Annotated in this window: 2 protein-coding genes; both read right to left on the reverse strand. The window is 45.0% G+C overall.

Annotation, left to right across the window (positions count from 1 at the left end):
- Window positions 1–376: 376 nt before the first annotated feature.
- Window positions 377–10333 carry a GEVED domain-containing protein gene (locus DN068_RS09485; protein ID WP_110998674.1) on the reverse strand — a complete coding sequence of 3319 codons (9957 nt, stop codon included), beginning with the start codon at window positions 10331–10333 and terminating at the stop codon, window positions 377–379.
- 419 nt (window positions 10334–10752) lie between these two features.
- The gene (locus DN068_RS09490; RefSeq protein WP_123985297.1) at window positions 10753–16629 is read right to left on the reverse strand and encodes a T9SS type A sorting domain-containing protein; all 5877 of its coding nucleotides are present in this window, start codon (window positions 16627–16629) and stop codon (window positions 10753–10755) included.
- Window positions 16630–17249 lie beyond the last annotated feature (620 nt).

Raw genomic sequence — 17249 nt, forward strand, 5'->3', positions numbered from 1 at the left:
TTCAATCTATCCCGCCGGTAAAACGAATCTGCGCGGCTATATTTTCCTAACACACAAACAACCGGTGCACGCTGTTGTTTAGTACAAAGAACGGGCCATTTTTCGCCAGCTAAAGCTCCGCCCGTTTCATTTTTTGAATCGGCTGCGTCTTTTTTCACCAACCTATTAAACCATCGCAAAAACCCGTTGGGTGGAATCAAAACAAAAAATTGCGGCCGTTAGACTTGCACAAAAAATGCCACAAAAGACACATTTAGGCTTTTTTTCACTCCACCTGTAAAGCAGATTGATCTTATAAGACATGGAGATGTCATTATAGTGCAATAAAAAAGCCGGATGCAAATGCATCCGGCTTTTGATTTTATTTCAGGAAAACCTATTCTGATTTGAACAGTTTTTCCATTTTCAGGAGTTGTCCATCTTCATCAAGTACCATGATCATATATACTCCGCTTGCGATATCACCCAGATCAACGCGTTTTACATCTTTCTGAGTCAGTATCACACGACCTTGCAGGTCACGGATCATAACGTTCACTTTTACCGGTGCATCGATGTTTACGATCTGATGTGCCGGATTCGGATAGATCTTAATATCGGAAGCTGCCACTGAAACATTTGGCACGCCTACGTTATTAAAGAATGTTACTGATGAGTAATTCGTACAACCATTCACATCTGTTACTCTCACAAAGTATGCACCGTTCTGGGTTACATTATAGCTTTGAGAAGTAGCGCCGTTGATCGGCTGGCTATTAAAGTACCATTGGTATGATGCATAAGAGCCAACAGTGGAAAGTATGCTACCAGACTGTGTAATCACCGGTTGTGGCAATGGATTTACCACTACAAGCACCTGAGCAGAAGTAGCAGAGCAACCTGCTGCGTTGGTGATCAGTACGGAATAGTTACCTGTCTGGTTAGCTATGAGATAGTTGTCAGTTGCACCAGGAACAGGTGCTGCATTGTTATTCCATTGATAAGTAACGCCACCTGCTATACCGCCACCGGAAATACCAGTCAGCACTACCGCACCGCCTTCACAGAAAGTGATTGGTGTTGTGTAAGCGATAGTAGAAGTTGGTTTCGCATTTACAGTTACAGAGATACCAGTTGATGTTGTGCTACAGTTACCATTGTTAGTAGTCACTGTGAACAAACCAGTTGATGTTGCTCCGTAAGCTGTGGTAGTAGCGCCAGGAATTGGGTTACCATTGATGTTCCACTGATAAGTAAGGCCAGAAACAACGTTTGAGTTTAACCAAACTGTATCGCCCTGACATACGGTTGTGTTACCAAGCGCCGTAGCCGTAGCCACTGGTGCCGGATTTACAGTAATAACCGAAGCAGTAGAAGTTGCAGTACATGTAGTAGCAGTATTTGTTACAGTCACTATGTAGCTACCCGCGATTGTTGCGTTGTAACAAGCAGTAGTGGCACCAGTAATTGCCGGACCATTCAGCGCCCATTGGTAAGTAAGGCCAGTAGCTGAAGGAACACAAAGGTTTGTTGCTGTACCCTGACAGATTGTAGTACCACCAGAAGCAGTTACCGTTACGTTTGGCAGCGGATTTACCGTTACCGTTGTAGCAGTTGCTGTAGTAGCGGAACATGTAGTAGCTGTATTAGTTACGGTCACTGTGTAAGCACCAGATACTGAAGCAATGTAAGTACTGTCAGTAGCACCAGCGACTGCGGTACCACCTCTGAGCCATTGGTAAGTCAAACCGGAAGCATTGGTTGTTCTCAGTTTTACAGTACCGCCGGTACAGAATGAAGTTGCACCAGCTGCAGCGATCGTTGCTGTAGGCAAAGGATTCACTGTTACTGCAACTGCAGGTGTAGAAGTATTCTTACAAGTAGTAGCCGTGCTGGTTACCATCAATGTGTAAGAACCTGTTGCTGTTGCAGAATAAGTAGCATTGGTAGCACCCGTAATTGCAGTACCGTTGTTTTGCCATTGGTAGTTAACACCAGTTGCTGTAGAGTTGATCACTACGGTACCACCAGCACAGAACGTAGTTGCCGTTGCAGGCGTTACGGTTACTGTAGGTAATGGCGTGAGTGAAATTGTAGTAGGTGTAGAGGTTCCAACGCAAGCTGGACCCGTTGCAACATCTAAGGTATAAATACCAGCTGCACCCGCTTTGTAAGTAGCATTAGTTGCACCAATAATTGCGCTACCACCTAATTTCCATTGATACGTTACGCCACCAGGAGTTGGACCGCTCAACACTGTGCTGTCACCTGTACATATTGCAACTGCACCACTTGGTGTAATTGAAGACGCAGGAGCACCATTGACAACAGCAATAGTGTTAGACACGTTTGTACAGCTGTTAGCAGTGTTTGTGATCTGAGCAGTATAGTTACCGAATTGAGTAGCAGTGTAAGTAGAATCTGTAGCACCACCGATGTTTGTACCACCCAATTTCCATTGGTAAGTCAAACCTGCAGTAGAAGATGCTTTCAGTATTACTGAACCACCAGCACAGAACGTTGTAGAACCAGCAGCCACGATTGTGAGCGGCAATGGACTTACAGTCAGTCCCACAGCACTTGAAGTAATGTTACCACAAGGAGCAGCGCCGATTACTGTTACACTGTAGTTAGCTACATCTGCTGAAGAAACAGCGGCGATTGTGTAAGTGGCATTGGTTGCACCTGTAATTGCAGTACCGTTTTTCAGCCATTGGTAAGTAACACCTGTACCAGCCGCTACAACCGTGAATGTAGCAGGGCTACCGTTACAAGCTGTTTGAGCAGTTGGTTGCGTTGTGATAGAAGCAGGCGTATTAATTGTCAAAGCAGCGATTGCAGAAGTAACCGGAGCTGCCGCGCTACAAGAGCTGGTCAGGATTACCGTATAGTTACCCGCATCAGTTGCGATTACAGCAGGGATGGTGTAAGTCGCATTAGTTGCGCCACTGATATTAGTACCGCCTTTCTGCCATTGATAATTCACACCAGTTGTACCAGCGCTCAGACCTACAGTGAAAGTAGCAGGACCACCGAGACATGCTGAAGTAGCAGCCGGTTGCGTAGTGATATTCAAAGGAGCACAGAATTCACCGAACTGATAATCACCAGCCAGTACCGGAGCCAGACCAGTTACAGTCTGAGAAGTAGCTGTTGGCGTATTTGCCGGAGGATAATTCCATGTAGCAGAAGCATAAACAGCACCACGAATATTCGCAGTATTGATTCCCGGATCAACGTCTGCAGCCACCCAGGTACATTGTGCCGTAGCAGTACCTGCAGCGATCGTCAAACCATTAACCGGTTGAATCGTGTAGTAACGGTTGATGCTCTTCGAAGCATTGATAGCAGAAGATGCGATATTCGGATGATCACCAGGAGTAGATTTAGCCCACATTGCACCACCAGCTGTAGGAGCAGAGCTCGTTGTAACAACTACCGGAGTATAATACAAAGAGTCACCTACAGAGAATGTATGGTTCATTGCGCTGCTTGACGGAGCTTGTTTCTGATGACGACCCCAGATCCAGCCATTCGATTGACCTGCACTAGGAAGAGAACCTCCATTTTCAATCAGTCTGCTTACACCCGGCATTTTAATTCTTGAAGGACCAGTTGCGCCAGCTACGAATGTTACCGTACCAGTGTAAGATGCACTGTCGTTGGTCATGTTGAAAGTGACCATGTTCGAGTTACTTACTGTAATGCTATGGAAGTTTGCAGTAGGCGTGGCAGAATTCATGTTTCTGAACCAGCCACCGCCACTTACTGTTTGCGGAGCAGTAGCAGGCTGTACCGTACCTGTAGAATAGTTACCGAAGTAAACTGTGTTACCTGCGGAAGCTAAAGTATTGGTCGTAAAGATACCACCGGTATTAACCGTCAGGTTTCCGTTCAGGTACAGCGTGATACCGCTATTAATACGGAACTCACCACCGTTATTTACAACAAAATTACCCATTACCCCAAATGTGCCGCCGCCTACAACGGCGCGGTTTGTACCTGTACCAGAATTGATTTCAACATTGTTGAATACCAGCTTACCGGAACCGATGTTCGGATTGACACTGAAAAGGTAAGAAGTGTTAGTAGCAGTATCTAAAGATGTACCATTACCGAAACGGAAAGTGTGTGTATTAAGCGCTGCTACCGTCGTAGCATTGTTGTACACAAAAGTATTCGTACCTGTGCTCGCAGGATGCGGATCCACTACAGTGAAAGTACCACCTGTAAAGCTCAGTGTTGGCGAAAGCAGGTTTACGATCGGCGTGCTTGCTGCAACGCTGTTCGTAGGATTACCACCAGCGTTACCATCTACGTTGATAGCACCACCAGACTGGTTGGTAGAAGATCCTGTGTTTGCAACATAGTTACCATTGATGTTCAATGTACCGTTGGCAACAATCAATTGACCATTATTGGTAAATGGCTTATTACCACCGCCGGTAGGACCGAGTGTTACAGTTCCGCCAACTACGTTGAAGGAAGCACCAAGGTTATTCGTGATACCTGAAGCTCCGGAATTACCATTTACTTTAACAGTACCATTCAGTGCAGCTACTGCACCACTATTTACCAGTACGCTATCAATTGTAACTGTATTCGCTGCATTATTCACCATCAAAGTACCCGTTGCAAGAATCGTCAAAGATTTTGCAGCGTTGGTAGCAGCATCTACTGTTACTTGCACGCCAGGGTTGATGGTTGCATCATTTGTGATGCCCGGAACGTTATTATTCAGCCATGTAGCTGGTGTGCTCCAGTTACCAGTTGCAATTGCGATGTAGCCGTCAGCAATGTTTGTATCTGCAGCACCGATGTAGTATGGGTTGGCAAGATCAGCAATTGCAAGACCTGTACGGAATGCACTGAAACCAGAACCCGCAGCATGCGTACCTGCTACTGCAGCTGCCTGCATTACGCGGAGGTTAGCAGAACTGCTAGGAATAGAAAGGTTGAATAAACCTGTACCCGTCAACTTCACGTTCAATGTACCTGAAGCTGCGATACCGTTACCTGTGGTAAATGCCCAGCTTGAGCTTGTACGTTTATTGATGTTGTACGTTGGTGATGCACTTGCATCTGAAACTGCAGGAGTCAGCGTAAAGAGACCGTTCACATTGGTATGACCAACGCCGATTGTACCACCTGTAGAAAGTGCAGTTGCAGCACTGAAGGAAATCGCTACGTTGCGGTTTACACCACCATAGCTCAGTGGATAGAAACCTACAGCAGTACCGGCAGATGTCGGCAAGCTTGTCGTACCGTACCAACGGATGAGTGAACCCGATGTTACACGGATACCACCCGCTGTATAAGTCAGTGCACCCGGAGTAGCAGCAGCTGTACCCAATGTGAGTGTGTTTGTAGAAATGTCAATATCACCGGCAGTCATGGTCAGTGTTCCACCGATTGTACGGCTAAATGGAACAGTGATACCATTTGCGTCGTTGACAGTTACATTCAATGGACCGTTTGTAGCAGGCCAAACAGTTGCCGTAGATGTTACAGCAGGAGTAGCGTCATAAGTCAGCGTAGTACCTGTAGCAGCATAAGTCAATACCAGTGTTGTGGTAATCGGAGCTGTAGCGCCTGTGCTGATACGCACGCCACCACTTGAGTTGATCTTAAATGCATTGTTTGTAGTGAAATTACCAGTACCTATCAGGGTAATACCTGCTGAATTGGTTACTTGATAAACAACTGGGCCAACGATTGCAGAATCAAGGAAAGTTACATTCTGTGCAGCGGTTGTACCATTAAAATTCAGCGTTACCACACCGGCACCTGAAGATTTCAATAAACCACCGGTCTGATTATACGTTCCGCCTACGCTGATCGATTTCGCACCAGTACCCGTAAGGTCTACGGTACCACCTGATTGTGAGAAATTATTCGTAACAATGGTAACAGTGTTGCTGGTGTTACCCATTGACCAAGTACCAGTCGTACCTGTTGATACTACAGACAACGTCCCGAGAACAGTTGCAGGAACTGTTCCTGACCACTGACTGTTAGCAGTCTGATTCGGACAGTTATACGTGAAATTATAGAATGTCTGACCGAGGCCACCGTTAGGTCCGCCGGTTGTTGTAGTAAATCCTGAAATCAACGCGTTAGATCCTACACCCCATGTTGCCGTAGGAATTGCGCCACCGGTTGTTGTTGTGTACTTGTGTTCATAAGTACCATTAATCACCAGGTTTGCGGCTGTACTTGTGAATGCTCCTGCAGTACCTGTACCACCTGCAGAAAGTGTACCTGTAGCAGTTACGGTGTCAATTGCGTTTGAGAAGTTAACAGCATTAGATGGTGTACCATTATTTACATGCAGTATACCGGCAATTTTACCTGTACCACCTGTACCGCTAAATGCAAGTGTCAATGCAGCAGCAGTACTGTTATTGACTAAAGAAGAACCAGCAGCAATATCCAGCTCGTTTGTCGCAGCATTGTTGTCTGACTGTAATGTCAGCGTTGCAGTTGAAGGAGCCAGGAATGCAGCCGTAGTATTATTAGCAAATACAAGACGTCCAACTGTCTGAGTAGGTATATTTTTTACCGTATCTATCAGACCGTCGTTGAATTGCAGTACGTCTGTGATGTCCGGAATATTACGCGCCGGTGTCCAGTTAGCAGGAACCTGATAATCTGTGCTGGAAGTTGTATTACCAATCCAGGTATAGATATTAGTTGTTGTTACTGCAGGGCGACCCGTGAATTGTCCGTTGCCCAAAGCAAAGTTTGCATTAGACTGATTGCCGACAATTACCAGAGAACCCGAAGGAACGTTGCTTGGAACTTGCGCCCATGCTGTGCCATTCCATCTGTTCAGGCGAATATTAGCTTCCGTACCTACGATGTCTGTATTCGGATAACTGAAGTTTCCATTGTAAGTATAAGCGTTGGTAGTATTCACACTATCATCCGTCATTACCCAGTAACGAGTCAGATAATTAGTAGTAGAAAGATCATTCGGATTCTGAGCATCTACAACACGTGCACCAACATTACGCGGCGCAGCATTAGTAACAATTGAAATGCTCACCGGAGAATAATCTGCACCATTTGTCAAATCACCGATCGGATAGAGATAAGTAGCAGCTGTAGTGCCCATATTTCTGATCAGCTGACCAGTTCCGTCTGCAGCAATCATTTTTGTTGCACTCGGAGAAGATACTGTTAAAGTACTTCCGCTGGCCATTGAGAGATTATTGCTACCTAAAACCAATACACCATTGGTCAGCGTCAATATACCGGTATTTGCGATTGTACGGTTTGCGCCGAGATTCAAAATATTTGCAGGGGCTGCGCCAGACATATTCTGCGTTACATTCAGCGGACCATTAGTTGTAGGCCAAACGTTTGCAGTAGTCGTAGTAGCACCCGGTGCATCATAAGTAAGTGTTGTATTGGTTGCCGCGTATGTCAGCACAAGTGTTGTGTTGATCGGATTCGCTGCAACGGAAGTTATACGAACACCACCACCAGAATTAATCTTGAACGCATTGTTCGTTGTGAAGTTACCGCTACCCGTCAAAGTAATACCTGCAGGGTTGGTCACCTGGTAAACCACCGTACCCACAATCGCAGAGTCTAAGAAATTCACGTTCTGCGCTGCGGTAGTACCATTGAAATTGAGGGTAGCAGTGCTTGAACCTGTATATTTAATAAGACCAGCAGTCTGATTAAACGTACCCGAAACGTTCATAATCTTCGCTCCTGAAGTAGTTCCCAAATCAATAATACCACCAGTTTGGATGAAATTGTTAATATTCATCGTATAAGCAGTAGTAGTGGCAAATTGCCAGATATTATTGTTGGTAGAAATAACATTGAAGTTATTGGTAACGTTTGTCGGAATAGTACCTGACCATTGACTGGCGTTGGCGAGGTTCGGACAGTTCATCGTAAAGTTATAGAACGTCTGACCCAGACCACCACCCGGACCACCGCCCGCTGTAGTATAACCAGAAATGAGTACGTTAGAACCAATTCCGTATGTAGCAGTAGGCACCGCACCACCGTTACCAGTTGTGTACTTGTGATTAAAAGTACCCATCACCACGAGATTGGTAGCCGAGCTGGTATACGCACTTGTAGTACCTGCACCACCTGCCGCCAAAGTACCAGTAGATGTTACTGTATCAATGGCACCAGTAAAATCAACTTTATTAGCAACTGAACTGGTGTGAACCATTTCCAGATTACCAGCGATTTTACCTAAGCCTCCAGTACCGCTAAATACCAACGTGAGAGCTGAAGTAGCGCCGTTGCTTACCAATGAAGAACCTGCTCCGATATTCAACTCATTTGTTGTAGGATCATTGTCGGAAGCAAGTGTAAGTGTAGCCGCTGCAGTACCCGCCTGAAAATTCGTAGTGGTATTATTTCCAAACGCGATTTGACGAACCGTTTGCGTTGGGATGTTTGTTGCAGTAGAAGAACCACCATTGGTAAACTGCAGGATATCCGTTGCATCCGGAAGGGTGCGTGCAGGTGTCCAGCTTGCAGCAACAGTCCAATCTGCAGAACCTGTAGTCGCATTCCAGACATAAGAATTCGGACCTGTAGTGGTTGTTACAGCTGTCAATGGAGCTGTAGTCAAGTAAGTAGGGCCACAAGTTGCAGTATTATTTGCAGCAAAAACATAATAGGAATACTGTGTATTCAAATTAAGTCCTGCGTCTGTAAAGGTTGTAGTAGCACCATACGATACAACAGTACCGTTACCAATTATAGCACCCAAAGCGTAAGCATAAGTACTAGTTGGCGTAGCTGTCAATGCCGCGGTACCATTTGTTCTGATAACAAGATATTTATCCACTGCCGGAGATGCTGCGGTAAATGATCCGCTCACGGTTGAAGGACCAGGAGTAAGCACCAGCCCTGTTGCCTGAGCCGTTGGAGTCGCACAAGCCGGAAGCGGGAGAATGTTTACCATATAGTCTTCAGCTTCGCCATAAGTATAAGCGACACAGGCTTCTGTTGTAGCGAGTTGCTGGTTATATCTCACTCTCACGCGCATACGGGTGTTGCCCGGATATGCAGAAGCAGGAATAGCCAATGTTCCGTTAACCACGGCACCATTAGCGGAACCCAGGAAAAAGTATTCACTCGCATCGAAGACACCATTTTGGTTATAGTCGATCCACACAGAAACATATTCTGTACCACCTGGACCTACTGTTACAGACATTGGATAAGATTGTCCCTGAGTCAGAGCGACCACAGGCAACGTCGTATAATCACCGTATCCGTTGGTGCTACAAGTAGTAGTATTATTGAGTGTGCCTAATGTTACGTTTGTAATTACGTCACTCGAGTTACAACTCGTAGTACCAGGAACACAGTAACATTGATTTGCAGGATTAAGCGTAACCGATTTAATTGCAGAAGTATCCGCATTTGCACCCTGACAAGAAACGTAAGCACGGAATTGCGTGGCAACCGCGATACCGCCAGTCAGTGTATATGGATTGGTTGTTGCGCCGGAAATATTTGTCCAGCCAGAACCTGAATTAGATTGCCATTGAAATGTAGTTCCTACACCTGTAGAGTTACCTGATAAAGTAAGACTGAGATCCAGACCAGGACACACAGAAGAACCTCCGCCTACCAAAGCCGCAGTACCACCAACAGCAGAACCGCTACAAAGTGTATTAATACCAACCGCCATTACATGCGGTACCCCAGAAGAAGAAGTGTTTCTACTCACTTTGATGCTTCTGATTGTCTTGGAATAATTCGATGAGGAAATGGTCAACTTAAGATCGTAAAGACGAGGGCCATTAGTAGCTGTAGCATCCAGAGCACCGCTACTTCTAAGTGCACGGCCTATGGAATTAATCGCGTAAGGCGTACCGTTATACCAATCTGTAACACTCTGCGCAGCGAAAAGCTGCGTTGTTCCATCTGTAAAATTTACGGTAACATCACAAGTGGATGCTCCGTTACCAGAGCATACCAGCAAATAAACTTCGCCGGCCGCTTGAGCAGTACCAAACACCAAAGAGTCCGTCGCGTGTGTGGACGGCAATCTCAATGCATTATTACTGCTGTAACTCGCCAGCTGATAAGTCATACCAGGCGTACTGATACTCGCAATCTGGCCATTGGCGGGTAAAAATTGTGTCGGTAATGTCGCGGACGACGTTTGCTGAAAGTCCGGAGTCACGAAAACGTAGCCCGTACCGGTACCGTCCACATCCGCAGTCGTCGATGCAGTCGCGGCACCAATACCGTTAGCGACAACGTCGTCGTTAAAGCCCGTCACTACTACGTTGTTATATCCCGCCCGCGCCCACGAGAACGCAAACAGAAAGCATAGAAGGAATGTAATTTTTTTGCACATATTACATTTATTCAAGTTAGATTAATAAAGAGAAAAAAGGGAAAATGAATACCGTTGGTCGGTTAAATTGGGAACAAAGAGCGCTATTAGCGCGGGTCAAGGATTTTATCAGGGGGCAAGCTTCACTCTTATTTTATCATAGATCGCTGTTATTTTTTTGTTTTGCTATGTATGTATAAAGTTATTATTTATAGCTATTGCAGATAATAAGACAGTTAAAATTTTGCTATCGTTTGGGTAATGATGATTTTATATTCTTTTCACAATAAATTAATCCAACCCAAAATAGAAATTTTTCGATTTTAAATTGACATTTTATCCAACAAACTATCTGAAAAAATCTTTTGTCATATAATAAGGCCTAAAAAATGGGGAAGCAATCTTCCCCATTTTAAACAAATACAGATATATAAATTATATTATTCTGACTTGAATACCTTCTCGGCTTTTAGCAGCATGCCGTTTTGATCTAAAATCATGAACATATATACTCCATTTGCCAACGGAGATACGTCAACCCGTTTTGCCTCTTTCTGAATCATCACCATTCTTCCCTGCAAATCGCGAACCATCACATCTACTTTTACCGGAGCATCGATGTTTACAAATTGCTGCGTCGGGTTAGGGAATAATCTGATATCATCTCCGCTTGTCATAACTGAAACGACACCAACATTATTCATAAACATCTGCGGCGAAGTATTGATACACCCATTACCATCACTCACAGCCACCCAATACAGACCATTTTGAACCGGCATCACACTGTCGGTTGTTGCACCGGTAATTGCCTGGCCATCGAAATACCATTGATAAGTAGCAAAACCTGGATTGGTCGTAAACGAGCCGTCGCCATTATGCGTAATCACCGGCGAAGGCAATGCATTTACTGTTACGGAAACAGGTTGCGAAGTCGCAGAACATCCATAACCGTTTGTCACTTTGATTGAATAAATACCCGTTTGATAAACAATATCGCTGTACGCATTTGCTCCATAAACAGGCACACCGTTCCTATTCCATTGATAACTCAGATTAGTGCTTGTGTCAGCAGAAGTAAATACTACGGCACCACCTTCACAGAAGATAACCGGGCTTGTGTAAGAAATAACACTCATCGGCAATGGATTCACGGTTACGGCAATGGGCTGCGAAGTCACAGAACAGTTATTGGCGTTTGTAACCACCACTGTATAGTTACCACTCTGGTAGGCTAAAAACGCTGAATTATTTGCCGCTGCAATATTATTGCCATTTTTCTGCCATTGATAACTAAACCCTGTACCTGTATTGGCCGCCATTCCTACCGAATCTCCCTGGCAAACTGTAAGCGCGCTTGTATTTGTTGCGGAAGCAGCAGGCAAGGAATTTACTGACAGTACAATGTTTGATGAAGTTGCAGCGCAGGTGGTTTGTGTATTTGCAACAGCAACGGTGTAGTTACCCGCAACGGACGCATTGTAAGTACTGTTGGTCGCACCAACGATATTGGTACCGCCTTGTTTCCATTGATAAGTAAATCCATTACCACTTGGAACATTCAGCGCAATGCTGCTACCCTGACAAACCCCGGCATTACCGGATGGAGTTGTAGTTACTGCCGGCAATGGATTTACCACAAGACTGGTTGCTGTTGATGTCGTCTGGCAAGTTGGACTTATACTCGCAACCAATGTGTAATTACCAGAAGTATTCGCTACGTAAGTGATGTTTGTTGCGCCCGCGATCGGACTACCGTTTAACTGCCATTGATAAGAAACTCCTGAAGCAGCTGTGGTGGAAAGCGTAGTGCTGTTACCAGAACAAATACCAATGGTGCCTGTCGGGGTAAATGCTGAAGCCGGACCAGAACCAACTGTTACGGAGACAGCCGGTGTAGAAGTCGCCATACAACCTGTAGTAGCATTATTGACCTGAACGGTGTAGTTACCTGTTGCAGAAGCGGCATAAGTCGCACCAGTCGCGCCAGAGATATTGGTACCACCTTGCATCCATTGATAAGTCTGACTGGCAGCAGTTGGCACACTCAGCAATACATTACCACCAGTACAGAATGTAGTTGCACCGGATGCCGTTACTGTTGTGTTGATCACATTTACCGTAACTGGCACCGCAGTAGAAGTAGTGGAGCAATTAGCCGCGGCAGAAACAATTACTGCGTAGTTGCCGGTCGCTGTTGCTCCATAAGAAGAACCCGTTGCACCAGTTACCACAGCGCCGCTTTTCATCCATTGATAAGAAAGACCAGTGCCGGCATTGGCATTTAATGTCACAATACCGCCGCCGCATACCGTTGTTGATCCGGACGCAGTAGCTGAGGCTAGAGGGGCCGGTGTATTGATCACATTGACAGCGGATGATGTAGCACTACAACCAGTGCTAGTATTGGTAACTTTCAAAGCATAAGTACCAACAGAACCTGTAGTATAAGAAGAGGCTGTGGCTCCGCTGATCGCAGTACTGCCCTGCATCCATTGGTAACTAAGACCCGTACCTGTAGGACCGGCAATTGTGGTGTTGCTGCCACCGCAGAAACTAGCCGAGCCAGCTGGTGTTGTTACTGTAGACGGTGCCGGAATAATATTTACTACAGCCGGTGTAGATGATGCAGAAGAGCTACAACCGTTGAATACGTTTACTGTAGCATAGTTCGTTGTAGTTGCCGGTTTCGCATACACAATAGTATTCGTATCTGCTGCGCCCATTGCCTGCGTCATCAGTGAATCCTTATAAAGATTAGTATACGGAGTCCAGTTTATCGCCATTTTCTTATTGCCGGAAAGCATCATATTCGGACGTTGTGCAATGGTGCTGGAAGCCGTTGTAATAGTCGCAATCATACAAGACGAGCCATCTGAATAATAATACGCAGTAGACACAAATGGTGTCACTGACTGATTCATCACAGCATTGTTTGTATAGTTTGTACTATTACAAATATTACCGCTACCGCAAGAAAGACAGTTACTGAACGCAGTTTCGACGACAAGATTAGACACGCCATCCCAATAAAACGGAGTGGTAAATGTATGTGCATTCCAACCTGCAACTGGCGTATAAGTAGCTGCACTGTAGACTTGTGTGAGACCTGTAAGGAACGTTGTGGTCATTGCGGTCTGTGTCGTATTGCCGAGACTGATGGCAAAATTGGTATAACTACCATAAGGCGTAGCTACAGAAAATGATAATGATGTAAGGTTACCGGCAGATAAGCCCATTGCCTGCAATTCAGAAGCGAGGATCAACATCTGATGTCTTGCGCCAGTATACCAGTTGCCATATGGCGCAGGATAAGTCATATTTGTGTTTTGTGTTACGCCAGTACCGATAGTAGCCGACACGGGAACAGAAACCGGATTGGCTGTAAGTTTTACGCCCAATCCCTGACACATGCTTGACGTTGCAGGGCTGATCGTTGCTAAAGCGGGTTGCGCCAGCACGGTAAAATAATTTTTAACCGCTGCGTTCGATGTCGGACCAGCTGCAGTACCGAGATTAACGGTACCCGGACAATAACCTGTTGCATAAGAGACGCTGCTGCTACCCACATTTGGGGTTGCGGCATTGTCTTGTGCCACTATAAAATACAGGATAGTATCACCCACAGCAGGTGCCGATGTTAGTTTGGTGTAATCGATCGCGAAAGTAAACGAGCTGCCGCTATTGGTTGCTGTTACATATTTCCAGCCGTTGAATGCTGCAATATTCGCTGATGGATAAGTACCAAAGCTGTCCAGTTCTACTTTTCTTTTATAGTACAACCGCGGTGCATTTGTCGTCGCGTTTACACCACTTGCATCGGTAATTGTTGCTGTAAGCGATGGGGCACTGGTACAGTAGGTTGTACCCGGAAGCGCATTGTATACTATCACCGGCGGAGCTGCATCTAACCCGGCAGCTGTAAACTGAAGCGCACCACAATCAGGATTTGCCGGACGTGTAACACCATTAATATCGACCGTTACCACTGGTGAACTTGTCGCAACACCGTTTGACTTTGCAAATGAGGTACCTGTTGGCGCATACAATCCATTTGTTTGTGTCAGATTATTTTCCAGGAAAGAAGCGCTTTCACGCGGTGCCATAAATGTTTTGTATAAACCACAAGCTGTATTAAATGAAGCATCACTTGTGAGACTGTATGAATTCACCACAGGTGTTGCATAGTTCTCTGCATAGATGAATGCGTTGGTAATATTTGGCACGTAAAAAATATTGCCGTTGCTGGTTGTCGCATAGTTGGCCGGAACGACTCCTGCAGTACCGGCGCTGCGCACCAGCGCAGTTACAACACCTGTACCTGCCGGCACTACATTCACATTGATGATATTATTTCTCAAATCCAAACCTGTTGCGGATGAGCTGTAGTATATACCTGCTGTGCCCAGATTAGCCCCTGTAGAAGTATGATTGAAACGAATAGTGTTGTGATAAATATTGTATTGAATCGCGGTCGACAAATACATTCCATAAATGCTGCTGCCGCTGTAAATAGGTGTTTTAAAATCGGCAATCTGATTGTTGTACACATTACCATTGGTGGTTCCCGAAGAATAATACAAACCATACAAATTGCCACTGGCGCCTGCTACAGTAAGTCCGGAAACCCTGTTGTTGTAAATATTTGTATTGACACCGTTGGTGTGATAAATGCCGTAAATAGTACTGGTGGCCGTGGTATCATTCGCTACATAATTATCATGCACATCGCCAGCAGCTGTGTTTTTGTAAATCGCATAAATGCCGCCTGTGTTCGTACGACAATTAGTAATGGTATCGAAAGCGATATCTGCACCGGCAGAACCATTGGTAGCATAATGTCCGTAGAGATAGCCGGATTGTGTAATTACTACCTGGTCAATTTTGTTGTTCTTATTGACATACGCTTGTCCCACACCCACAGCTGGCGACGAAGTGTAGCCTGCAGAAGTGTACATACCATAAACATAGTAGTTGGTCGTTACGTTCTGCAGCAAGTTATTGGTAAACGTAAGCGTACCCGTTGTAGCTGGATAATTGTAGATATAATACGCATAGATATACCCGCTGCTGCCTGTGCTCGTTTTTGTAATGTTGCTTACCACATTGCCTTTCACGTATACATAAGGTGTACTTCCGTAATAGTTATAAAACATATAGAGGTATGAACTACTGGAACTGGTGCCCCAGTTGACGTTCGTCACTACGTTGTTTGTAATGGAATCTGCATAGAAAGTAGAATAGTAATTATACATGCCGTACAGATAGCCGGAAGTAGCCGCAGCATTGGCCCCGGAGATTGTATTTTTATTAAAGCGGAAAACGGCATTCGCATCTTGGTGACCACCGTTTGAAGAGTTGTAATTATACAGCACATACAAATGTGTTGTGGTCATTGATGCGTTTACATTAAAGCCGTTATTCTGGATATTCAAATCTCCTTTACCAACGCCGGGATAGATCATGTAAGTAGTCGTACTCTGTGCAGATGCTACAGAAAAATTATTGTTCTGAATCGTCACTACACTATCGTTTGCCGTGCGGATACCATATGCTGTCGACGAACTGCCACCGATTGTAATTGTATTACTCTGACCAGGATTACCGATTATATTGTTTACATCGCACACACCTGAAGACGCAATACCAGTAAGGCTTATAGCGGTATTACAATTGGAAATAGTATTACCGGCGAAAAAGTTTTTGCTATTGGCATCTGCTGCAACAGCACCAGTAGTAGCCAGCGTACCACTGCTCGCTGCTTGTGTATGCGCACCGCGAATACCAATCGATGTATTACCTGAGTTTAATGAAATCGTACAACCAGAAATAGTCACATTCTGACAACCATCGAAAGGTGCGGCAGCATTTAGTTTCACGAGTGAATAGCCCCATTCCATCTGTGTCGTAGTGGTCGTGTTTGCTGTAGCTTCCGAGAGGTTCAATGCGTTGATCGTAACAAAATCTGCACCTGCAATGTAAAACATACCATCAGTACTGCCAGTTCCCGTGAAAGCCGTTACAGTGTTGCTATTACCATTAATGATAAGTGGTTTGCTCGCCAAAAGGCTTGCATTGAGTACTGTGCTCCCTAACACGTAACCGCCAACAGGAGCGGTTTGTGGGTTACCCGCAGTTAGATTGATCGTGGCGCCGCCAACGCCTACGCCTTGCAGATTCAGCGTTCTGATTACAGAATCGAGCGTTGGATAAGTGGCACTCGGCACTGTAATCGTACCTGATAATTGTGCCCGCACCTGTTGGCCGCAAAAGATTGCGATGAGCAATACCGCCAGAAAATTGAATGTAGATTTCATAACCATGCGTATACTAGTTTTGGTGAATTTTTATATTTGAGTAATGGACAAACCTTTCCCAGTCCGGTTTTCCGCTGTTTTTTCAGCAGAAGCCGGTAGCTTTTTTTTCAATTATTTTTTTGCGGTAGGCACAAAAATCCCCCACTCCGTTTTCGCGCTGTTTTTTTCAGACCGACGACGGTTAGTTGTTGCTCATTCCTGAGCCACCTTACGAATCCCGTTTAGAGAAGCAGATACAGCTTCGCCACAACGCACGATTGCTTTGGATGTACTTTGTTTAGGTATTATAAGTCGGGAAAGGGAACTACTTAGAAGTTACTCCGCGCGCAAAATATTTTTTGCAGGCAGAAGGTTTAATCAGTGGAAATTTTTTGCACGGTACAGTTTCATGCGGTAACACACATTATGCTGTGAAATGCCCGTCTACAAGTGATTTGGTTGGACAACAAACTAATTCTGTTCGATAAAAATTCTTCGTAACATTCTCTCTGGTTCTTTTGTCCGGTTGCAGCCAGACGTTCATTTTATTTACTAATGCTAATTAATGACATTTATTTTGTTAAAACAAGCATAAAATTCGATTAACAACAGCTTAGTATTTAAACCCCAAGGACAAAATG

Origin of the sequence: Taibaiella soli (assembly GCF_003236175.1) — a bacterium.
GTDB lineage: Bacteria > Bacteroidota > Bacteroidia > Chitinophagales > Chitinophagaceae > QKTW01.

What these genes read in the sequence shown, in the direction of transcription:
- DN068_RS09485 (WP_110998674.1), bottom strand. Translation starts at nt 10,333, where the DNA reads ATGTGCAAAAAAATTACATTCCTTCTATGCTTTCTGTTTGCGTTCTCG.
- DN068_RS09490 (WP_123985297.1), bottom strand. Translation starts at nt 16,629, where the DNA reads ATGAAATCTACATTCAATTTTCTGGCGGTATTGCTCATCGCAATCTTT.